The 20,919-nt window shown below is 63.4% G+C and carries 17 protein-coding genes, 2 tRNA genes and 1 pseudogene; 17 read left to right on the top strand and 3 right to left on the bottom strand.

Going from position 1 to position 20,919, the window contains the following annotated elements; translation table 11 throughout:
- The first annotated feature begins 68 nt into the window (after positions 1 to 68).
- On the top strand, positions 69 to 611 hold the full coding sequence (orn, locus tag THL1_RS25895) for an oligoribonuclease (RefSeq protein WP_069085915.1): 543 nt from the start codon (positions 69 to 71) through the stop codon (positions 609 to 611).
- Here orn and queG read toward each other — a convergent pair.
- Positions 601 to 1,683, bottom strand: coding sequence for a tRNA epoxyqueuosine(34) reductase QueG (queG, locus tag THL1_RS25890; RefSeq protein WP_069085914.1), 1,083 nt, complete (start codon positions 1,681 to 1,683; stop codon positions 601 to 603). The two genes, orn and queG, sit on opposite strands and share 11 nt — an antisense overlap.
- 68 nt (positions 1,684 to 1,751) lie before the next feature.
- Between queG and THL1_RS25885 the strand changes: the two genes are divergently transcribed.
- The 14 genes and pseudogenes from THL1_RS25885 (at position 1,752) to THL1_RS31500 (ending at position 16,811) form a co-directional block, all read left to right on the top strand.
- Complete coding sequence (locus tag THL1_RS25885) at positions 1,752 to 3,251, top strand: NAD(P)H-hydrate dehydratase (RefSeq protein WP_069085913.1); 1,500 nt, start codon at positions 1,752 to 1,754, stop codon at positions 3,249 to 3,251.
- Entirely contained in the window at positions 3,239 to 3,706 is a 468-nt protein-coding gene (gene tsaE, locus THL1_RS25880) for a tRNA (adenosine(37)-N6)-threonylcarbamoyltransferase complex ATPase subunit type 1 TsaE (protein ID WP_069085912.1), read from the top strand. Before THL1_RS25885 ends, tsaE begins: the two co-directional genes overlap by 13 nt.
- 8 nt (positions 3,707 to 3,714) lie before the next feature.
- Positions 3,715 to 5,151 (top strand): N-acetylmuramoyl-L-alanine amidase, encoded by a 1,437-nt coding sequence (locus THL1_RS25875; RefSeq protein ID WP_145928445.1) that lies wholly within the window; start codon positions 3,715 to 3,717, stop codon positions 5,149 to 5,151.
- A complete protein-coding gene (gene mutL, locus THL1_RS25870) occupies positions 5,148 to 7,028 on the top strand; it encodes a DNA mismatch repair endonuclease MutL (RefSeq protein WP_069085910.1) in 1,881 nt (626 codons plus the stop codon). Before THL1_RS25875 ends, mutL begins: the two co-directional genes overlap by 4 nt.
- A 2-nt stretch (positions 7,029 to 7,030) precedes the next feature.
- Entirely contained in the window at positions 7,031 to 8,005 is a 975-nt protein-coding gene (gene miaA, locus THL1_RS25865) for a tRNA (adenosine(37)-N6)-dimethylallyltransferase MiaA (protein WP_069086636.1), read from the top strand.
- Between the two features lie 102 nt (positions 8,006 to 8,107).
- A complete protein-coding gene (gene hfq, locus THL1_RS25860) occupies positions 8,108 to 8,362 on the top strand; it encodes an RNA chaperone Hfq (protein WP_069085909.1) in 255 nt (84 codons plus the stop codon).
- 12 nt (positions 8,363 to 8,374) lie between these two features.
- Positions 8,375 to 9,676, top strand: coding sequence for a ribosome rescue GTPase HflX (gene hflX, locus THL1_RS25855; protein WP_069085908.1), 1,302 nt, complete (start codon positions 8,375 to 8,377; stop codon positions 9,674 to 9,676).
- Between the two features lie 96 nt (positions 9,677 to 9,772).
- Positions 9,773 to 10,942 (top strand): FtsH protease activity modulator HflK, encoded by a 1,170-nt coding sequence (gene hflK / locus THL1_RS25850; protein ID WP_069085907.1) that lies wholly within the window; start codon positions 9,773 to 9,775, stop codon positions 10,940 to 10,942.
- Entirely contained in the window at positions 10,942 to 11,811 is an 870-nt protein-coding gene (hflC, locus tag THL1_RS25845; RefSeq protein WP_069085906.1) for a protease modulator HflC, read from the top strand. The genes hflK and hflC overlap by 1 nt, the downstream gene beginning before the upstream one ends.
- A gap of 107 nt (positions 11,812 to 11,918) precedes the next feature.
- Complete coding sequence (locus THL1_RS25840; protein ID WP_003453007.1) at positions 11,919 to 12,104, top strand: DUF2065 domain-containing protein; 186 nt, start codon at positions 11,919 to 11,921, stop codon at positions 12,102 to 12,104.
- A 34-nt stretch (positions 12,105 to 12,138) separates the two neighbouring features.
- Positions 12,139 to 13,323, top strand: a complete 1,185-nt coding sequence (locus THL1_RS25835; RefSeq protein WP_069085905.1) for an ATP phosphoribosyltransferase regulatory subunit — start codon at positions 12,139 to 12,141, stop codon at positions 13,321 to 13,323.
- A gap of 104 nt (positions 13,324 to 13,427) precedes the next feature.
- On the top strand, positions 13,428 to 14,723 hold the full coding sequence (locus THL1_RS25830; protein ID WP_069085904.1) for an adenylosuccinate synthase: 1,296 nt from the start codon (positions 13,428 to 13,430) through the stop codon (positions 14,721 to 14,723).
- A gap of 525 nt (positions 14,724 to 15,248) precedes the next feature.
- Positions 15,249 to 15,953 (top strand): annotated as a pseudogene (locus THL1_RS31505) (HAMP domain-containing protein); the annotation flags it as partial.
- Positions 15,927 to 16,811 (top strand): methyl-accepting chemotaxis protein, encoded by an 885-nt coding sequence (locus THL1_RS31500; RefSeq protein ID WP_414703768.1) that lies wholly within the window; start codon positions 15,927 to 15,929, stop codon positions 16,809 to 16,811. The pseudogene THL1_RS31505 and the gene THL1_RS31500, both read left to right, overlap by 27 nt.
- A gap of 115 nt (positions 16,812 to 16,926) precedes the next feature.
- Here the strand turns inward: THL1_RS31500 and THL1_RS25820 are convergent.
- Positions 16,927 to 17,013 (bottom strand) — tRNA-Leu (locus THL1_RS25820).
- Positions 17,014 to 17,121: 108 nt separating this feature from the next.
- Positions 17,122 to 17,208: transfer RNA gene (locus THL1_RS25815), tRNA-Leu, on the bottom strand.
- 205 nt (positions 17,209 to 17,413) lie between these two features.
- Here THL1_RS25815 and rnr point away from each other — a divergent pair.
- On the top strand, positions 17,414 to 20,164 hold the full coding sequence (gene rnr, locus THL1_RS25810; RefSeq protein WP_069085902.1) for a ribonuclease R: 2,751 nt from the start codon (positions 17,414 to 17,416) through the stop codon (positions 20,162 to 20,164).
- A complete protein-coding gene (gene rlmB, locus THL1_RS25805; protein ID WP_069085901.1) occupies positions 20,161 to 20,907 on the top strand; it encodes a 23S rRNA (guanosine(2251)-2'-O)-methyltransferase RlmB in 747 nt (248 codons plus the stop codon). Before rnr ends, rlmB begins: the two co-directional genes overlap by 4 nt.
- The last annotated feature ends 12 nt before the right edge of the window (positions 20,908 to 20,919 follow it).

Below are 20,919 nucleotides of genomic sequence, written 5' to 3'. Positions count from 1 at the left end.
GAGTTTAGCACGCAGCCCGCAGCGGCAGCCTCTAAGCTAGAATGCGCGCTTCGCCCTGGAGACCGAATATGCAGAATGCCCTGAACCTGATCTGGATCGATCTGGAAATGACCGGCCTGAACCCGGACACGGACGTCATCATCGAGATGGCTACCATCGTGACCGACAGCGAGCTGAATGTGCTCGCCGAAGGCCCGACCATCGCGATCCACCAGAGCGACGAAGTTCTCGCCGGCATGGACGAGTGGAACACTCGCCAGCATGGCCAGAGCGGCCTGACCCAGCGCGTGCGCGAAAGCCGGATCAGCGCTGCGGAAGCCGAGGCGCAGACATTGGCGTTCCTCGATCAGTGGGTTCCCAAGGGCAAGTCACCGATCTGCGGCAACAGCATCTGCCAGGATCGACGCTTCCTCTACCGCCACATGCCGCAACTGGAAGCCTACTTCCACTACCGCAACCTGGACGTATCCACTGTCAAGGAGCTGGCTGCGCGCTGGTCGCCCACGGTGCGCGACGGGGTGAAGAAGAGCAGCAGCCACCTGGCGCTGGACGACATCCGCGATTCGATTGCGGAGTTGCAGCACTATCGTGAGCACTTCTTCAAGATCTGACGCGCGCCGCGCTCACTCCGTGCCGGGTGAGCGCCCACTCCACATGCTCGCGGACCAGCGCCGATGGATGTTCGCGGCGCAGGTGAAGGGCTTCCAGTACCGGAATGCTCGAAGGTGCATTGCCCAGCCCCACCGCCAGGTTGCGCAGCCAGCGTTCATAGCCGGCACGGCGCAGGGGGGAGCCTTCGGTACGGCTCAGGAATTCCTCTTCGGTCCAGCGGAACAGTTCCGCTAGCTCGGCGTTATCCAGGCCGTGGCGTGGCTGGAAGTCGCCTTCGCCTGACGGGCGTGCGAAACGATTCCACGGGCAGACCATCTGGCAATCGTCGCAACCGAACACCCGGTTGCCGATGAGCGGACGCAGGTCCTCGGGAATGCTGCCCTTGTATTCGATGGTCAGGTACGAGATGCAGCGCCGCGCGTCCAACTGGTAGGGGCCGACGAAAGCGGCCGTGGGGCAGATGTCCAGGCAGGCCGAACAACGGCCGCAATGTTCGCTGCCGTGGGGTGCGTCCACCGGCAGGGGCGCGTCGACGAACAGTTCGCCGAGGAAGAAGTAGCTGCCGGCCTTGCGGTTGAGCACCAAGGTGTTCTTGCCGATCCAGCCCAGGCCTGCCTGCTCGGCGATGGCTTTCTCCAGTACCGGTGCGCTGTCGACGAAGGCGCGGTAGCTGAACGGGCCGATGGCCTTCTCGATGCGCTCGGCCAGGTGCTGCAGGCGCTTGCGGATCAGCTTGTGGTAGTCGCGGCCCAGGGCGTATCGGGAGACATAGGCCTTTTCTGCCTGGCCCAGTACCTTGGCCATGCGCGCATCGCCGGGCAGGTAGTCCATGCGCAGGGAGATCACCCGCAGGGTGCCCGGTACCAGTTCGTCCGGGTGGGAACGCTTGCTGCCGTGGGCGGCCATGTAGTCCATCTCGCCCTGGTAGCCGGCATCCAGCCAGCGCTGCAGGCGGGCTTCGTGCTCGCCGAGCTCGACTCCGGTGATGCCCACTTGCTGGAAGCCCAGCTCGCGGCCCCAATCCTTGATGGATTGGGCGAGCGAGGCGAAATCTTGCGTGGAAAGGGTCATGCTGGGGCGGGAAACCGGTGTCGAGGTGGATATAATTCTGCCAGACCTCGCTGCCGTATCCGAATCCAATGCTTTCTTCCCGCGACGACCTGCCACTTTTCCTGCATTCCGCCGCTCAGGTGCGTGATCTCGACGCCCGCCTGATCGCAGCCGGCACCCCGGGCTTCGAACTGATGCAGCGCGCTGCCCATGCCGCATGGCGTGCCTTGCGCCGGCGCTGGCCGGAGGCCGGCTGCCTCAGCGTGCTGGCGGGGCGCGGCAATAACGCCGGTGATGGTTATCTGGTCGCGGCGCTGGCCAGGCGCGCCGGCTGGAGGGTCAAGGTGCTGGCGGTCGGCGCGGCCGCCGACCTGGTGGGTGATGCGGCTCTGGCACGGGATGAGGCCGTCACCGCGGGCATCGCCATTCAGCCTTGGAGCGAATGCGCCGTGCTGGCAGGCGTGGTGGTGGATGCCCTGTTGGGCACCGGCCTGAACGGCGCGGTGCGTGAGCCTTACGCCCAGGCCATTCGTCTGCTGAATGCCAGCGGCCTGCCGGTGCTGGCCATCGATATCCCCTCCGGCCTTTGCGCTGACACCGGCCGCGTGCTGGGTGTCGCAGTGCGCGCTGATCTCACGGTGAGCTTCATAGGGCTCAAGTTCGGTCTGTTCACCGCCGATGCGCCGAACCAGGTGGGCGAGTTGGTTTTCGACGATCTCCAGGCCGACCCCACGCTGGTCGAGGCCACGCCTCGTGTGGCTGAACGCATGGCCCTTGGCAGCCTGCAGCGCCTGACGCCGCGCCCGCGCACGGCCCACAAGGGCCAGTTCGGTCATCTGCTGGTGGTGGGTGGGGACCGCGGTCTTGGCGGCGCAGCTCTGTTGTCTGCGGAAAGTGCCTTGCGCAGCGGCGCCGGGCTGGTCTCCCTGGCAACCCGCCCGGAACACGTCAGCGCCGCGTTGGCGCGGCGACCCGAGGTAATGTGCGCCGGGGTCCGCTCTGCGAACCAGTTGCTGGCCCTGGCCGAGAAGTCCGACGTGCTAGTGGTGGGGCCGGGCCTGGGGCAGGGCGCCTGGGGGCGCAGTCTGCTCAGTGTAGTGGCCGGCCTGACTGTTCCCCAGGTCTGGGATGCCGACGCGCTCAATCTGCTGGCCAATGCATCTGCCAGCCTGCCCGCTCGCTGCGTGATCACCCCGCATCCGGGCGAGGCCGCACGCCTGCTGGGTATCACCTCGGCGGAGGTACAGACTGACCGGCCGCGCGCCGCCCTTGCGCTGGCGCAGAAGTACAACGCGGTCGTCCTGCTCAAGGGCGCCGGCAGTCTGGTGGCAGCTCCCGACGGCCGTCTGGCGCTGTGTGATCGTGGCCATCCGGTGATGGCCGGGGCCGGCCTGGGTGATGTTCTCGCCGGTCTGATCGGTGCCTTGCTGGCCCAAGGCATGGACGGTTATGCCGCCACCTGTCTGGCCGTCTGGCTGCATGCCAACGCTGGCGAAAGCCTCGCCCGACAAGGCAGGGGGCTGGCAGCCAGTGATCTGATTCCGACCATTCGTCAGTTGCTCGAGGAGTTTGCACCGTGCCTGAAGTGATCCTGTACGCCGAAGGCGAAGAGGCCATGCTGGCCCTGGGTGCCCGCCTGGCTGCCCTGACCGAAGGCCACGGCATTCTCTATCTGCACGGGGACCTGGGGGCGGGCAAGACCACGCTGTCTCGCGGCATCTTGCGCGGCTTGGGCCATGCGGGAAAGGTGAAAAGTCCCACGTTCACCCTGGTCGAGCCTTATGAAATAGGCAACAAGCGGGCCTATCATTTCGATCTATACCGCCTCGCGGACCCCGAGGAACTGGAATTCCTGGGCATTCGCGATTACTTCGAAGGCGACACGCTGTGCCTGATCGAGTGGCCGCAGCGAGGCGCCGGCATTTTGCCAAAGGCTGACCTGGACATTAACATTACGCCGCAAGCGGGCGGCCGTTCGCTGCGGTTGTCGCCACATACCGCGCGCGGCGAAGCATGGTGTGCCGCCCTGGCCACGGGAGCATGAATACAAAGATGGGGTGGGGTATGCGCTCGCGCGCACTGTTTGCCGGGATTGGGGTTCTGCTCGCGGCGTTCGCCGCTGATGTCCTGGCTGCCACGGAGGTCCGTGGGGTGCGGCTCTGGCGCGCGCCGGACAACACCCGCCTGGTCTTCGACCTGTCTGGCCCGGTCCAGCATTCGGTCTTTACCCTGACGGCGCCCAACCGGATCGTCATCGACATCAATGGCGCTCAGTTGGCCACCAGGCTGGAGCAGCTGTCGCTCAGCAATACGCCGATTACCTCCGTCCGTTCCGCCCAGCGCTCGCCGACTGATCTGCGGGTGGTGATAGACGTCTCGTCCGCCGTGACGCCCAAGAGCTTCTCCCTGGCGCCGAACCAGCAATATGGCAACCGCCTCGTGGTGGACCTGTTCGACCAGGAAGCTGCCGCCAACGAAGCCAGTGCGCCCCAGGTGGCCACTGCGCCGAGCACGCCTCAGGCGCCGGTGACCCCGACCCAGCCAGCGCCCAGCAAACTGCCCCCGGTCCCAGGTGGCAAGCGTGACATCGTGATCGCGATCGATGCCGGCCACGGTGGTGAAGACCCTGGCGCCCTCGGGCCCAAGGGGCAACACGAGAAGAACGTCACCCTGGCCATCGCCAAGGAATTGCAGCGCCAGATCAACCGGGAAAAAGGCTTCCGTGGTGAGCTGGTGCGCACCGGCGACTACTTCATCCCTCTGCGCAAGCGTACCGAGATCGCTCGCAAGAAAGGCGCTGACCTCTTCGTTTCCATCCACGCTGACGCTGCGCCCAGCCGCAGTGCCTTCGGCGCTTCGGTGTTCGCCCTGTCGGATCGTGGCGCCACCTCGGAAACTGCTCGCTGGCTGGCCGATAACGAAAACCGTTCCGACCTGATCGGTGGTGTCGGCAGCGTCAGCCTGGACGACAAGGACCGCATGCTGGCGGGCGTGCTGCTGGACCTGTCGATGACTGCGAGCCTCTCTTCCAGCCTGAACGTCGGCCAGAAAGTGCTGACCAACGTCAGCCGCGTCACCCCGTTGCACAAGCGCCGGGTGGAACAGGCAGGCTTCATGGTGCTGAAGTCGCCGGATATCCCCTCGATCCTGGTGGAAACCGGCTTCATCTCCAACCATAACGAATCCCAGAAACTGGCGACGCCGAGTCACCAGCAGGCGCTGGCGCGCTCGATCCAGACGGGCATCAAGCAATTCTTCCAGCAGAACCCGCCACCCGGTACCTACATCGCCATGCTGCGTGACCAGGGCAAGATCGCCGTCGGCCCTCGCGAGCACGTGGTGACGTCCGGCGAGAGCCTGGCGTTGATTGCCCAGCGCTACGAGGTCAGCATGGCCACCTTGCGCAAGGCCAACTCGCTGACCACTGACAACATCAAGGTCGGCCAGACCCTGAGCATCCCTGCCGCTGCCTTGGCGGCCCAGCCATGAGCGAATTGCCTCGCATCCAGCTGCTGAGTCCGCGGCTGGCGAACCAGATCGCCGCCGGTGAGGTGGTAGAGCGTCCTGCATCGGTCATCAAGGAACTGCTTGAGAACAGCCTGGATGCCGGAGCCCGGCGCATTGACGTCGAGGTGGAGCAGGGCGGTATCAAGTTGTTGCGGGTGCGTGACGACGGTGGCGGTATCCCAGCGGATGACCTGCCCTTGGCGCTGGCCCGCCACGCCACCAGCAAGATTCGTGATCTTGAAGACCTGGAGCGGGTGATGAGCCTGGGCTTCCGGGGCGAAGCGCTGGCGTCCATCAGCTCGGTGGCGCGCCTGACCATGACCTCGCGCACCATTGATGCGGAGCAGGCCTGGCAGGTGGAGACCGAAGGTCGTGACATGGAGGCCCGGGTACAGCCCGCCGCCCATCCCGTGGGCACTTCGGTAGAGGTCCGCGACCTGTTCTTCAATACCCCGGCGCGGCGAAAGTTCCTGCGAGCGGAGAAGACCGAGTTCGATCATCTGCAAGAGGTCATCAAGCGTCTGGCCCTGGCCCGCTTCGATGTGGCCTTCCATTTACGCCACAACGGCAAGACCATCTTTGCCTTGCATGAAGCGCGAGACGCAATCGCCAGGGCGCGCCGCGTCGCGACGGTCTGTGGTCCGGCGTTCCTGGAGCAGGCATTGCCAATCGAAGTCGAGCGCAACGGTCTGCACCTCTGGGGCTGGGTCGGCTTGCCGACCTTCTCCCGCAGCCAGGCGGACCTCCAGTACTTCTATGTTAATGGCCGTATGGTGCGCGACAAGCTGGTCGCCCACGCCGTACGCCAGGCCTATCGCGACGTGCTCTACAACGGCCGGCACCCCACGTTCGTGCTGTTCTTCGAGGTCGATCCGGCAGTGGTCGACGTCAACGTGCATCCGACCAAGCACGAAGTGCGTTTCCGTGATAGCCGCATGGTTCATGACTTCCTCTACGGGACACTGCACCGTGCACTGGGCGAGGTTCGACCAGAAGACCAACTGGCCGCGCCAGCCGCCACCGATGCCGTGGTGCGCCCGACCGGCATCACTGCTGGTGAGTTCGGCCCCCAGGGCGAGATGAGCCTGGCTGCCAATGTGCTGGAGTCATCGGCCGCTGAGCCCGCTTGGCGCCCATCCGCGGGTGGCGGCTATCAGGCGCCGCGCCCACAGCCTGCCGTACCGATTGCCGAGGCTCAGGGCGCATATCGCGAGTTTTTCGCACCGCTGTCCACAGCCGCTGCGCCCGTGGCACTACCTGGGTCTCAGGGCGACGTTCCGCCGCTGGGTTATGCGCTGGCGCAGCTCAAGGGGATCTACATCCTGGCGGAAAACACCCAGGGGCTGGTGCTGGTGGATATGCATGCCGCCCATGAACGCATCACTTATGAGCGCCTGAAAGTGGCCATGGCCAGCGAAGGGCTCAAAGGGCAGCCGCTGCTGGTGCCGGAGTCGATCGCAGTGAGCCAGCGCGAAGCGGATTGCGCCGAGGAGCATGGCGAGTGGTTCCGTCGCCTGGGCTTTGAGCTGCAACGGCTCGGCCCGGAGACGCTGGCTATTCGGCAGATCCCGGCCCTGCTGAAGCAGGCAGAGGCCTCGCAGCTGGTGCGTGATGTGCTGTCCGACCTGCTGGAGTACGGCACCAGCGACCGCATTCAGGCCCACCTGAACGAACTGCTCGGCACCATGGCGTGCCACGGCGCGGTGCGGGCGAATCGGCGCCTGACGCTACCGGAAATGAACGCCCTGCTGCGCGATATGGAGCACACCGAACGCAGTGGCCAGTGCAACCATGGGCGTCCGACCTGGACGCAGTTGGGCATGGACGACCTGGACAAACTGTTCCTGCGCGGGCGATGAGCATGGGTGAGCGGTTGCCGCCGGCGATTTTCCTGATGGGCCCCACCGCCGCCGGCAAGACTGACCTGGCTCTGGAACTCGCGAGATCACTGCCCTGCGAACTGATCAGCGTCGATTCGGCGCTGATCTATCGCGAGATGGACATTGGCACCGCCAAGCCGGACAAGGCTACGCTGGCCGAGTTTCCCCACCGGCTGATCGACATCCGTGATCCGTCCGAGAGCTACTCAGCCGCTGAATTTCGCGCCGACGCCCTGGCCGCGATGGCGGAGATCACCTCCAGCGGCCGGATTCCGCTGCTGGTGGGTGGCACCATGCTTTATTACAAGGCGTTGCTGGAAGGGTTGGCGGATATGCCCGGCGCCGATCCCGAGGTGCGCGCCGAACTGGAAGCCCGCGCGGCCCGTGAGGGCTGGGATGCATTGCATCAGGAACTGGCGGCTGTTGATCCGGAATCGGCCGCGCGTATCCATCCCAATGATCCCCAGCGCCTGACCCGGGCCCTGGAGGTCTATAAGGTCAGTGGTCTGACCATGACGGCCCATCGCCAGCGCCAGGCCGCGCAAAATCTGGCCGGGAACGCGTCGGGGACGGCGCATTTGCCTTATAATGTCGCGCACTTGGCCATTGCACCGGCGCAGCGGCAGGTATTGCACGCACGAATTGCACAGCGTTTTCGCCTGATGTTGGAACAGGGTTTCATCGAAGAGGTCGAATCGCTGCGCAGCAGAAGTGACTTACATGCAGGACTGCCGTCTATAAGGGCGGTTGGCTATCGCCAGGTCTGGGATTACCTGGATGGCGGGCTGACCCGGGGTGAGATGGAGGAGCGGGGCATCATCGCCACCCGCCAACTCGCCAAGCGACAGTTCACCTGGTTACGCAGTTGGTCCGATCTTCACTGGTTGGATAGCCTGGCTTGCGACAATCTGCCGCGTACCTTGAAATACCTGAAGTCGGTCTCCATATTGAGCTGAGACCTCACTGGTTACCGTCTATCCTTGGGGGTAGGGCGGATACCAGTCATCTTTCTTGTCATTTGAAAACTAAAACGATTGATCCCTAAAGGAGTGCGGCACATGTCAAAAGGGCATTCGCTACAAGACCCTTACCTCAATACCCTGCGTAAGGAACGCGTACCGGTTTCCATCTATCTGGTGAACGGCATCAAGCTGCAGGGCCAGATCGAATCCTTCGACCAGTTCGTGATTCTGCTGAAGAACACTGTCAGCCAGATGGTCTACAAGCACGCTATCTCCACTGTGGTACCAAGTCGTCCGGTACGCCTGCCCAGCGCTTCCGAGCAGGAGCAGCCTGAGCCGGGTAACACCTGATAGGAGACTGCTTTGTTTTTCGAACGCCCTGGTGGTGGTGAACGGGCCATCCTGGTTCATCTGGAAGGCCAAGATCCCGAGGCGCGCGAAGACCCGCAGGAGTTCCTTGAGCTTGCACGTTCGGCCGGTGCGGATACGGTGGCATTCGTTTCCGTTTCCCGTCACCAGCCAACGGCCAAGTTCCTGATCGGAAGCGGCAAGGTCGATGAGTTGCATGACCTGGTCAACGCCGAGAAGGCTGAGCTGGTCATCTTCAACCACACGCTAACGCCCAGCCAGGAGCGCAACCTTGAGCGCGCCTTCGAATGCAGGGTGCTTGATCGTACCGGTCTGATTCTCGATATCTTCGCTCAGCGCGCTCGTACCCATGAGGGCAAGCTACAGGTCGAACTGGCCCAGCTTGAACACATGAGCACACGGCTGGTACGGGGCTGGACGCACCTTGAGCGCCAGAAGGGCGGTATTGGTCTGCGTGGCCCCGGTGAAACCCAGCTGGAGACCGACCGTCGCTTGCTGCGTGTACGGATTCGCCAGATCAAACAGCGTCTGGAAAAGGTCCGCAGCCAGCGTGAGCAGGCTCGTCGAGGCCGCAAGCGCGCCGACATCCCTTCGGTTTCCCTCGTCGGCTATACCAACGCCGGCAAGTCCACCTTGTTCAACGCCCTGACCGCTTCCGAGGTCTATGCGGCCGATCAGCTCTTCGCCACGCTCGACCCGACTCTGCGCCGGTTGGAGTTGGACGATCTGGGGCCGATCGTTCTGGCCGACACAGTGGGATTCATTCGTCACTTGCCTCACAAGCTGGTGGAGGCCTTCCGGGCTACCCTTGAGGAATCTGCCAGCGCTGATCTGCTGTTGCACGTGATCGACGCACATGAGCCCGAGCGTATGGCGCAGATCGAGCAGGTGCTGGCGGTGTTGGGTGAGATCGGTGCTGAAGGCCTGCCGATGCTGGAGGTCTACAACAAGGTGGACCTGCTGGAGAATGTCGAGCCGCACATCCAGCGCGACGAAGATGGCAAGCCTGAGAGGGTCTGGCTGTCGGCGCGCGATGGCAGCGGCCTCGAGTTCCTCAAGCAGGCCGTAGCTGAATTGCTGGGTGATGACCTGTTTGTCGGCACTCTGCGATTGCCGCAGCGTTTCGGGCGGTTGCGGGCCCAGTTCTTCGCGCTTGGTGCGGTACAGACCGAAGAGCACAATGAGGCGGGTGACACTCTCCTTGCGGTGCGTTTACCGCGTGTTGAGTTGAACCGACTGGTCAGTCGTGAAGGCTGGCAGCCAAGCGAGTTCCTCGAACAACACACTTTGCAATAAAGCCCGTTTAGGTGGTTTTGCGGCGGGCCGCGGGCTTGGGTAGCATGGGCGGGCGCGCCGTGGGCGCGTCTTTGCTTTATCAGTATGGAGAGCGCTATGGCTTGGAATGAGCCGGGTGGCAACTCGAATAACCAGGACCCCTGGGGTGGGCGCCGTGGCGGCGACCGCAAAGGGCCACCGGACCTGGACGAGGCCTTCCGCAAGCTGCAGGACAGCCTGAACGGCCTGTTTGGCAGTGGCAAGAAACGTGGCGGCGGCGATGATGGCGGCGGTAGATCGGGCGGTTTCGGCCTGCTCGGCATCGGCCTGGCCCTGCTTGCCGTGGTCTGGCTGTACAGCGCGGTCTATGTGGTGGACGAGCAGGAGCAGGCAGTGGTGTTGCGCTTCGGCAAGTACTACGAGACCGTTGGTCCCGGCCTGAACATCTATTTCCCGCCAATCGACCGCAAGTTCCAGGAGAACGTCACCCGCGAGCGTGCTTACAGCAAGCAGGGCCAGATGCTCACTGAGGACGAGAACATCGTCGAAGTGCCGCTTACCGTTCAGTACAAGATCAGCAACCTCCAGGACTTCGTGCTGAACGTCGATCAGCCTGAGGTCAGCCTGCAGCATGCTACCGAAAGCGCCCTGCGCCACGTGGTGGGTTCCACCGAGATGGACCAGGTGCTGACCGAAGGTCGCGAGTTGATGGCTAGCGAGATCAAGGAGCGCTTGCAGCGCTTCCTCGACACCTATCGCACCGGCATCACTGTCACCCAGGTCAACGTGCAGAGCGCGGCAGCCCCGCGTGAAGTACAGGAAGCCTTCGACGACGTGATCCGTGCTCGCGAAGACGAGCAGCGTGCCAAGAACCAGGCCGAAGCCTATGCCAACGCCGTGGTGCCCGAGGCTCGCGGCCAGGCCCAGCGCATCATTGAGGATGCCAACGGCTACCGTGACGAAGTGATCGCCCGCGCCGAGGGTGAGGCCGACCGTTTCAGCAAGCTGCTCACTGAGTACCACAAGGCGCCGGAGGTTACTCGCCAGCGTCTGTACCTGGAGACCATGCAGGATGTCCTCGGCAGTACCAGCAAAGTCCTGGTGACCGGCAAGGAGGGGCAGAACAACCTGCTCTACCTGCCGCTGGACAAGATGATCGACAATCGTGGCGGGAGCTCCGCTCCGGCAGCGCCGGCCGCTTCGGCCGCCTCGAGTGGCAGTGACCTTGGCTCGCGCGTCGCCACCGACTTGCAGCAGCGCAATTCGCGTTCCAGGGAGAGTCGCTGATGAGCAATAAATCGCTGTTCGCCCTGATCGGCGGCGTAGTGGTAGCTCTGCTCGTTTGGAGCAGTCTCTACATCGTGTCGCAGACCGAGAAGGCCGTCCTGTTGCAATTCGGCCGCATCGTCGAGGCCGACGTGCAGCCCGGTCTGCACATGAAGATTCCTTACGTCAACCAGGTGCGTAAGTTCGACGCTCGCCTGCTGACCCTGGATTCTCCGACACAGCGCTTCCTCACGCTGGAGAAGAAAGCGGTAATGGTGGATGCCTATGCCAAATGGCGCGTGGCTGATGCCGAGCGTTTCTACACCGCTACCTCCGGCATGAAGCAGATCGCTGATGAACGACTGTCCCGTCGTCTTGAGGCGGGCCTGCGTGACCAGTTCGGCAAGCGCACGCTGCACGACGTTGTGTCCGGTGAGCGCGATGCGCTGATGGCTGACATCACTGCCGCCCTCAACCGCATGGCCAGCAAGGAGCTGGGCATCGAGGTGGTGGACGTGCGGGTGAAGGCCATCGACCTGCCCAAGGAAGTCAACCGCAGCGTATTCGAGCGGATGAGCACCGAGCGTGAGCGCGAGGCTCGTGAGCACCGTGCCAAGGGCGCTGAGCTGGCTGAAGGTATCCGTGCTGACGCCGACCGTCAGCGCCGAGTGTTGCTGGCAGAAGCCTATCGCGAGGCTGAGGAAGCTCGCGGTGATGGCGATGCCAAGGCAGCGGCCATCTACGCCAAAGCTTATGGTCAGGACCAGGAGTTCTACGCCTTCCACCGTAGCCTGCAGGCCTATCGCGAAAGCTTCTCCAGCAAGGGTGATGTGATGGTGCTGGATCCCAATAGCGAATTCTTCCGCTATCTGGACAAGGCCGCACGCTGAATCAGTCGCCCCGACGGACACTCATCGTCCGTCGGGGTGACCGTCAGGGAAAACGTGTTATCATGGGTCAGCCGGGAAATCCCGGCTTTTTTGCGTCCGCGGGAATCATGTGGCAGGAACTCGGCATTGCCTTTTGTCTGATGCTGGTGCTGGAAGGCATCCTGCCCTTCCTCTATCCGCGCCGTTGGCGCGCCGCGGTGCTTGGGTTGGCGGAGTTCAAGGACCGCCATCTCCGCCTGATGGGCCTGTCCAGCATGTTGCTGGGGACCGGCCTCCTTTATCTGCTTCACTGATGGCTTGCCGCCCGGTTGAGAGGGGATTGGCGAAATGGCAACGGTAGATCGCTGGCTGCTGCCAGACGGTATCGAAGAAGTACTGCCGCCCGAAGCGGCGCGCATCGAGGCAGCCCGCCGCCAGGTGCTGGACCTGTTCCAGCGTTGGGGCTACGACTTCGTGGTCACTCCGCATATCGAGTATCTCGAGTCCCTGCTGACCGGTGCCGGTCAGGATCTCGATCTGCGCACCTTCAAGGTGACCGATCCGCAGTCGGGGCACCTGATGGGCTTCCGCGCTGATATTACGCCGCAAGTGGCGCGTATCGACGCACACACCCTGCGCCGCGAAGGCCCGAACCGCCTTTGTTATGCTGGCAGCGTGCTGCATGCCAAGCCTCGGGCGTTGTCCACCTCCCGCAGTCCGATCCAGTTGGGTGCCGAACTCTATGGCGACGCCAGTCCGGCGAGCGACGTGGAGGTCATCAGCCTGATGCTGGAGATGCTCGAGCTGGCCTCTGTGCCGGACGTGCACATGGATCTCGGTCATGTCGGCATCTACCGTGGCCTGGCCAAGGCCGCCGGTCTTTCCGGTGAGGTCGAGCGCAGCCTGTTCGACGCCTTGCAGCGCAAGGCGGTGGACGAAGTTGCCGAGCTCACGGCTGACCTGTCGCCGGAGCTTGCGTCCATGCTTCGCTCCCTGGCCGAGCTCTGTGGTGGCCGCGAAGTCCTGGACCTGGCCCAGGGTGTGCTGATGGATGCGCCGGAGGAGGTGCATCGTTCGCTGGACGAGCTGATCGCCATTGCTGATGCCCTGGAGCTGCGCTATCCCGAGCTGCCGCTGTATTTCGACCTGGGCGAGTTGCGTGGTTACCACTACCACACCGGAGTGGTGTTCGCCGCCTTCGTGCCTGGTGTTGGCCAGTCCATCGCCCAGGGAGGTCGTTACGACGATATCGGTGCCGACTTCGGTCGCGCCCGACCTGCGACCGGCTTCTCCACTGATCTGAAGACTCTGGTGACCCTGGGTAGCATGGTTCTCGACCAGCCGGTTCCCGGTATCTGGGCGCCAGACAGTCGTGACCCCTATCTCTGGTATGAGGTCAAGCGTCTGCGCTCCGAAGGTCGGCGCGTGGTGCAGGCCCTGCCTGGTCAGGAAGTAGCAAGTGCGCAGGAAGCGGATTGCGATCGCCAGTTGGTCCTGCGTGACGGGCGCTGGCAGGTGGCTGAGCTTTCCTGAAGAAGTGGCTTCATGGCCGGCGCTGATGGGTCGGCCGCTAACGAGTTTCCGTGCTTTCCGCCGGCGGCTGCCGGCATTGAGCTTCTGCGAAGAGGACAAGTGTTATGGGTAAGAATGTCGTAGTCCTGGGCACCCAATGGGGCGATGAGGGTAAGGGCAAGATCGTCGATCTGCTGACCGACCAGGCTGCCGCTGTTGTGCGTTACCAGGGCGGCCACAACGCCGGTCACACCCTTGTGATCGACGGCGAGAAGACTGTGCTGCACCTGATTCCGTCCGGCATCCTGCGCGAGAACGTCGAGTGTCTGATCGGCAATGGTGTCGTCGTTGCTCCCGATGCCCTGATGCGCGAAATCACCAAGCTGGAAGAGAAGGGCGTGCCAGTGCGTGAGCGCCTGCGCATCAGTCCGGCTTGCACCCTGATCCTGCCGTACCACGTGGCGCTGGATCAGGCCCGTGAAAAGGCTCGTGGCGATGCCAAGATCGGCACTACCGGCCGCGGAATCGGCCCGGCCTACGAAGACAAGGTGGCACGCCGTGGTCTGCGCATCGGCGACCTGTTCCACCGCGAGCGTTTCGCCGCCAAGCTGGGTGAGCTGCTGGACTACCACAACTTCGTCCTGCAGAACTATTACAAGGAGCCGGCAGTCGACTTCCAGAAGACCCTGGATGAGGCTCTGGCCTACGCCGAGCTGCTCAAGCCGATGATGATCGATGTCGCCGCTCGTCTGCACCAGCTGCGCAAGCAGGGCGCCTACATCATGTTCGAAGGCGCGCAAGGCTCGCTGCTGGACATCGACCACGGTACCTATCCGTATGTCACCAGCTCCAACACCACTGCTGGCGGTACCGCCACCGGCTCCGGCTTTGGCCCGCTGTACCTGGATTACATCCTTGGCATCACCAAGGCTTACACCACTCGCGTGGGTTCCGGCCCATTCCCGACCGAGCTGTTCGATGAGACCGGCGCTTTCCTGGCCAAGCGTGGCCACGAGTTCGGTTCGACCACCGGCCGTGCCCGTCGCTGTGGCTGGTTCGATGCCGTGATCCTGCGTCGCGCCATCGAGATCAACAGTATCTCGGGCCTGTGCCTGACCAAGCTGGACGTGCTCGACGGTCTGGAAACCATCCGTATCTGTACTGGCTACAAGGACCAGAACGGTGAGGTTCTGGTGGATGCGCCGACCGACGCCGACAGCTACATCGGTCTGCAGCCGGTCTACGAGGAAATGCCGGGCTGGAGCGAATCCACCGTCGGCGCCAAGAGCCTGGAAGAACTGCCCGCCAACGCCCGCGCTTACATCAAGCGCGTCGAAGAACTGGTGGGTGCGCCCATCGATATCATCTCCACCGGGCCTGACCGTAACGAGACAATCGTCCTGCGTCACCCGTACGCCTGATTCGTTGAATCCCCAAAGGGCCGCCTAGTGCGGCCCTTTGTCGTTTTGGCGGCCACTTTTGTCGTGCTGCTGATCGGCACGTACCTTGCTGGCACTTTATAAATCCGAGTTGCCGCCGTTACAGAGGTAACGGTCGTAAAGGAGCCACAAGTCGTGTCAGCCATCCTGTCTTTGTTGCAAAGCCGTTTGTTGCGTCCGGTCTTCATCGCCCTGGGCTTGGCCCTGCTGGTGCAGGTCGTGGTCGCCGTTGCCCTGACGCGGGGCACCGTGAACTCGCTGGTGGATGATCTGGCGGTGCGTCTGGGGAGTGACACGCAGCGCCTGTCGGGGGATCTGGAGCAGGCCGGGCAGGAAGTGTCCGGTAGCCTCGGCGCCCTTTCCACCAAGACCCGCGAGCGTTTGGGGGTAGCCCTCAGTGAGCGACTGCAGCAGGAGCAGGGTCAACTGCGCCAGACCCTGGAGCAGAACCTCAAGGAATCGGCCAATGATCTTGCTCAGTTGCTGGCGGCTGTAGCGCCGCGCGCCATGTGGGACAACGACGTACCAACGCTCTCCGAGTTCGCCCGTCGTGCACAGCGCAATCCCAATGTGCTCTTCGTCGTTTACGACGATGCCAGTGGCCAGCACCTGACCCGCTACCTCAATCGCGAGAATCCACAGATCAAGGCGCTGCTGGCCAAGGGGCAAGGTGAGCGGGCGCTCGACAAGGTCCTGAGCGCCGCTGCCAGCGATCCTTCCGTGTACCTGGTCGATGCCGCCATCAGCCCCAATGGCGTGGAGATCGGCAAGGTGCGCATGGGCGTCTCTACTGCGGCGGTGGAGCTGCAGTTGAAAGCGCTGGATCAGCGCTTCTCTACCCTGATTGCCAGTAGTGGCGAACTGGTCGGCGAGAGCTTGGCGGGGGCTGCGACCGAAAGCAGTGCGGCACTGACGGCGCGCCTGCAATCGGCCCGCGAGGCAGCTGCGAACATGAGTGCCGGCACCCGGCAGGCTGTGGAGTCGGCGGCGGGCAAGTTGCGCTGGCGTATCGGTCTTGGCCTGGCTCTGGTCGGTCTGGGCGTACTGCTGGTGTTGGCCGTGGTATTGGGCCGTCGAGTGGTAGTCCGTTTGCGACTGTTGATCGACGCCTTGAACGACCTGGCTGCCGGTGATGGCGACCTGACTCGCCGGGTGAAGCTGGATAGCCGTGACGAAGTGGGTGAGATGGCCGCCGCGGTGAATCGCTTCGTCGACAAACTGCAGCCGATCGTTCGTGAGGCGGGCGATGTGGCGCAGCGCACGGGTGTGGAAATCAAGGCGTTGTCCGAGCGTAGCCAGTCTGCCGAGGCGGCCGCGCATCGTCAGCGCAGCGAGGTGGAAGGTAGTCTGAGTGCGCTGGCGGGAATGGCGGCCGAGGCCCAGGCCGAAAGCCATGCGATGCAGGATACCTTGCGTCAGGTGGGCGAGATCCGCCAGGCAGCCCAGGACAATGCCGCCATTGCGCGCAAGGTGGGTGGCCTGATCGAGAACCTGGAGGCGCGGGTGCAGAATGGTTCTGAGGTGATCGAGCGACTGGCGCGGCAGAGCGAGCAGATCGAGATGGTGCTGTCAGTGATTCATGGCATTGCCGAGCAGACCAACCTGCTGGCGCTGAACGCTGCGATCGAAGCGGCGAGGGCAGGAGAGAGTGGGCGAGGTTTTGCTGTGGTTGCTGATGAGGTGCGGGCGCTGGCCAGCAAGACCCAGCAGTCCACTGGCGATATTCAGTCTCATATTGCTGCGCTGCAGACTGGGGCGCGTGAGGCAGTGTTGGCGATTTCCCAGGCTCGCGAGCGTGCGGTTGAAGGCCTCGATGCATTGCGTGATAGCGAGCGCCTGCAGCAAAGCGTGCAGCAGGCCGTGGAGCAGGTGCATGGCGCAGTGCAGGCTGCGGCTCGTGCTGCGGAGCACCAGGCGGCGGGCGCCGATGGTGTGCGCGGTCGGGTGGATGTGATCCATGCCGAAGCCAGCCTGGCGGCTGAGGCGGTGGCGGCAACCGCCAGCAGCGGGCGTGTGCTGGCTGGCCTGGCAGATCAGCTCAAGGCCAGTCTGGGGCAATTCAGGGCGTAGTGGTTCTCAGGGGGGGGGGCAGGGCGTTGGCTCGGCCCCCTGGTCCAGCGGTTGTCGTGGCTTTTCTGAATGTCAGACAGCACAAAGCCGAGCAGAGCTCGGCTTTGTTTAAGAGTGGTGCCCAGGAGAAGACTCGAACTTCCACGGTGTTGCCACCGCTAGGACCTGAACCTAGTGCGTCTACCAATTCCGCCACCTGGGCACATTGCGATGATTGCTCATCGACTTATACGGTGTTCATCGTTAAACGATACGGAACCGTACGATCCGTTAAAAACGAAACCGAGCTTTGCGGCTCGGTTTTGAAAAATGGTGCCCAGGAGAAGACTCGAACTTCCACGGTGTTGCCACCGCTAGGACCTGAACCTAGTGCGTCTACCAATTCCGCCACCTGGGCACTGGATGCGATGATTGCTCATCCGCTTCCTTCACAACGTCTCAGCGACGCTGTGGGCGCGAACTATACGAGCCGACTTTTGTGTTGTAAACCCCTGAGCGCGAAAAAAATTATTCTTCGGACTAAGCTGACCGACAATCGGAATTCGCGCTTCAATAAGACACATGACAAATCCCTCTACGGATAAAAAGGTGATCACCCTCTAATGGCCGATTGGCAGAACCTCGATCCCGAGGCCGCTCGTGAAGCGGAAAAATACGAGAACCCTATCCCCAGCCGCGAGTTGATCCTGCAGCGCCTCGATGAGCGCGGTGCTCCGGCCAGCCGAGAGCAGCTGGTAGAAGAGTTCGGCCTGACCACCGACGAGCAACTGGAAGCCTTGCGTCGTCGACTTCGCGCCATGGAGCGCGATGGCCAGCTTATCTATACGCGCCGCGGCACTTACGCGCCGGTGGACAAGCTTGACCTGATCTGCGGCCGCATCAGTGGTCACCGCGACGGTTTCGGCTTCCTCATTCCTGATGACGCTTCCGAAGACCTCTTCCTCAGCCCCGCGCAGATGCGCCTAGTGTTCGATGGTGACCGCGCCTTGGCGCGGGTTTCCGGTGTCGACCGCCGTGGTCGTCGCGAAGGTGCCCTGGTGGAAGTGATCGCGCGCGCCCACGAAACGCTGGTCGGCCGCTTTTATGAAGAAAGCGGCATTGCCCGGGTGGTCGCCGACAATCCGAAGATCCAGCAGGAAGTCCTGGTGCCCCACGGCAAGCAGGGCGCGGCCAAGCACGGCCAGTTTGTCCAGGTGAAGATCGAGCAGTGGCCTAGCAACTTCCGCCTGGCCCAGGGCGAAGTGGTGGAAGTGCTAGGCGACTACATGGCGCCGGGCATGGAGATTGAAGTCGCCCTGCGCAGCTACGACATTCCCCATGAGTGGCCCTCCGCGGTGGTCAAGGAGGCGACCAAGCTCAAGCCCGAGGTGGCCGAGAGGGACAAGGAAAAGCGTGTCGACCTGCGTGATCTGCCTCTGGTCACCATCGACGGCGAGGATGCTCGCGACTTCGACGACGCCGTGTATGCCGAAGCCCGCAAGGGGGGCGGCTGGCGCCTGATCGTCGCCATCGCCGACGTTTCCCACTATGTAAAGGTGGGCTCGGCGCTGGATGAAGAGGCGGCCAATCGCGGCAACTCGGTGTATTTCCCGGAGAAGGTAATCCCGATGCTGCCGGAGGCGCTGTCCAATGGCCTCTGCTCGCTCAATCCACTGGTGGACCGCCTGGCCATGGTCTGTGACATGACCATCTCTCGTGCCGGCAAGCTCACCAGCTACGAGTTCTACGAAGCGGTCATCCATTCCCACGCACGACTCACCTACACCAAGGTCAGCCAGTTCCTGGAAACCCCCGAGTCCACCGAAGCCCAGCTGTTCGCCGAGCAGCTGCCGAACTTGGTCAACCCCCTGCAGCAGCTCTACAAACTCTATAAGGTGCTGCTGGCGCAACGTCAGGTACGTGGCGCCATCGACTTCGAAACCCAGGAGACGCGCATCGTCTTCAGCGCCGATCGCAAGATATCCGAGATCCTGCCGACCCAGCGCAATGACGCCCACAAGCTGATCGAGGAATGCATGCTCTGCGCCAACGTGGCTACAGCGCGCTTTTTCATGCAGCACGAGATCCCTGCGCTCTACCGCGTCCACGAAGGCCCGCCGAGTGAGCGTCTGGACAAGCTGCGTCAGTTCCTCGCCGAACTGGGCCTGTCCCTCAATCGCGGCAAGGACGAGCCGACGCCCAGCGACTACCAGGCGTTGCTGGAGAAAATCCGCGAGCGCCCGGACTACCACCTGATCCAGACGGTGATGCTGCGTTCTCTCAGTCAGGCGGTATACAGCCCGGACAACGAAGGGCACTTCGGCCTCAACTACGACGCCTACACCCACTTCACTTCGCCCATCCGGCGTTATCCGGACCTGCTGGTGCACCGTGCCATCCGCAGCCTGATCCGCTCCAAGCGCGAGAGCATCCACGTGCGTCGCGTTGGCGCGACGAGCATGGTCAAGGCGCGCATCTACCCTTACGACGAAGCCCACCTAGCGCAACTTGGCGAGCAATGCTCGATGACCGAGCGCCGTGCCGACGAGGCCACCCGCGATGTCACCAACTGGTTGAAGTGCGAGTACATGCGCGACCGCGTGGGCGAGACCTTCCCTGGCGTCATCTCGGCGGTAACCGGCTTTGGCATCTTCGTCGAGCTGATCGACATCTATGTAGAAGGCCTGGTGCACGTGACTGCGCTGCCGGGCGACTACTACCACTTCGATCCCATCCATCACCGTCTCGCCGGTGAGCGCAGCGGACGCAGCTTCCGCCTGGGCGATACGGTGGAAGTCGTGGTGGCGCGGGTCGATCTGGACGAGCGCAAGATCGACTTCGAGCTTTCCGACAACGTTCTCACCGCTCCTGTCGGGCGCAAGAAGCGTGGTGCGGAGAAACCATCGCCAGCCAAGGCCAAAGGCAAGGCGGTGGCCGAGCCCCGTGTGGGCAAGGGTCGCGGCCGCGGCGCCAAGGCAGCTGCACGTGCACCGGTCCAGGAGAAGCCTTGGCATGAGCCGCAAGCCGCTGTGGCACCACGTCGGCAGCGCGCCGGCAAGGTCCAGGCGCTGCCTGCCGTCCCGCCGGAGATGCTTGCCCAGGCCGAGGAGCTGCTTGGCAACACCGATGTGAACAAAAGCCGGGCCATGAAGCAGGCCCTGCTCAGCGAGGCCCGTCAGGGCGCCAAGGCGAGCAAGGGTACGCGTCCGGCACAGAAAACGCTGGACAAGCCCGGCAAGGACGACGCGAAGGCTGCGGCCAAGCCGCCCAAGAAGAAGGCCAAGGTGGCTAAAGCCAAGGCCGCCAGCAAACCCACTAAGCATCGCAAGGGGCCGCCCAAGCCCAAGGCGCCCAGTAGCAAGGTCAACAAATGAGTCAGTTGGAAAAGGTCTACGGCGTGCATGCCGTGGAAGCGCTGCTGCGACATCATCCCAAACGCGTCAAGCAGCTGTGGCTGGCGGAAAGCCGGCATGATCCACGCGTCCAGGTCCTCGTCGACCTGGCCGGGCAGCACCGCGTCCCGGTCGGTCAAAAGGATCGCCACGAACTGGACGAATGGGCCGAGGGCGTGCATCAGGGGGTGGTTGCCGAGGTCAGTCCCAGTCAGGTCTGGGGCGAGAACATGCTCGACGAGTTGCTCGAACGCACCCCGGGCGCGCCCTTGTTGCTGGCCCTGGATGGCGTCACCGACCCGCACAACCTCGGTGCCTGCCTGCGTACCGCCGACGCCGCTGGTGTGCTGGCGGTGATCGTGCCCAAGGACAAGTCCGCCACCCTCAACGCCACAGTGCGCAAAGTGGCTTGCGGTGCGGCGGAGGTCATGCCGCTGGTGGCGGTGACCAACCTGTCGCGCACCCTGGAGAAACTGCAGAAAAAGGGCCTTTGGGTTGTCGGCACGGCCGGCGAAGCGGAACAGGAAGTCTACGATCAGGACATGACCGGGCCGACCGTGCTGGTCATGGGCGCGGAAGGCAAAGGCATGCGCCGCCTGACCCGCGAGCACTGCGATTACCTGGTCAAGCTGCCCATGGGTGGCAGCGTCAGTAGCCTGAACGTCTCCGTGGCCACCGGCGTCTGCCTGTTCGAAGCGGTGCGCCAGCGCCGTAGCCGCCCCTGATACCGGCTCGCC

It is taken from the genome of Pseudomonas sp. TCU-HL1 (assembly GCF_001708505.1).
Lineage (GTDB): Bacteria > Pseudomonadota > Gammaproteobacteria > Pseudomonadales > Pseudomonadaceae > Metapseudomonas.
Note: the sequence above shows the minus strand (reverse complement) of the source record. Positions and strands in the feature narration are given on the sequence as shown.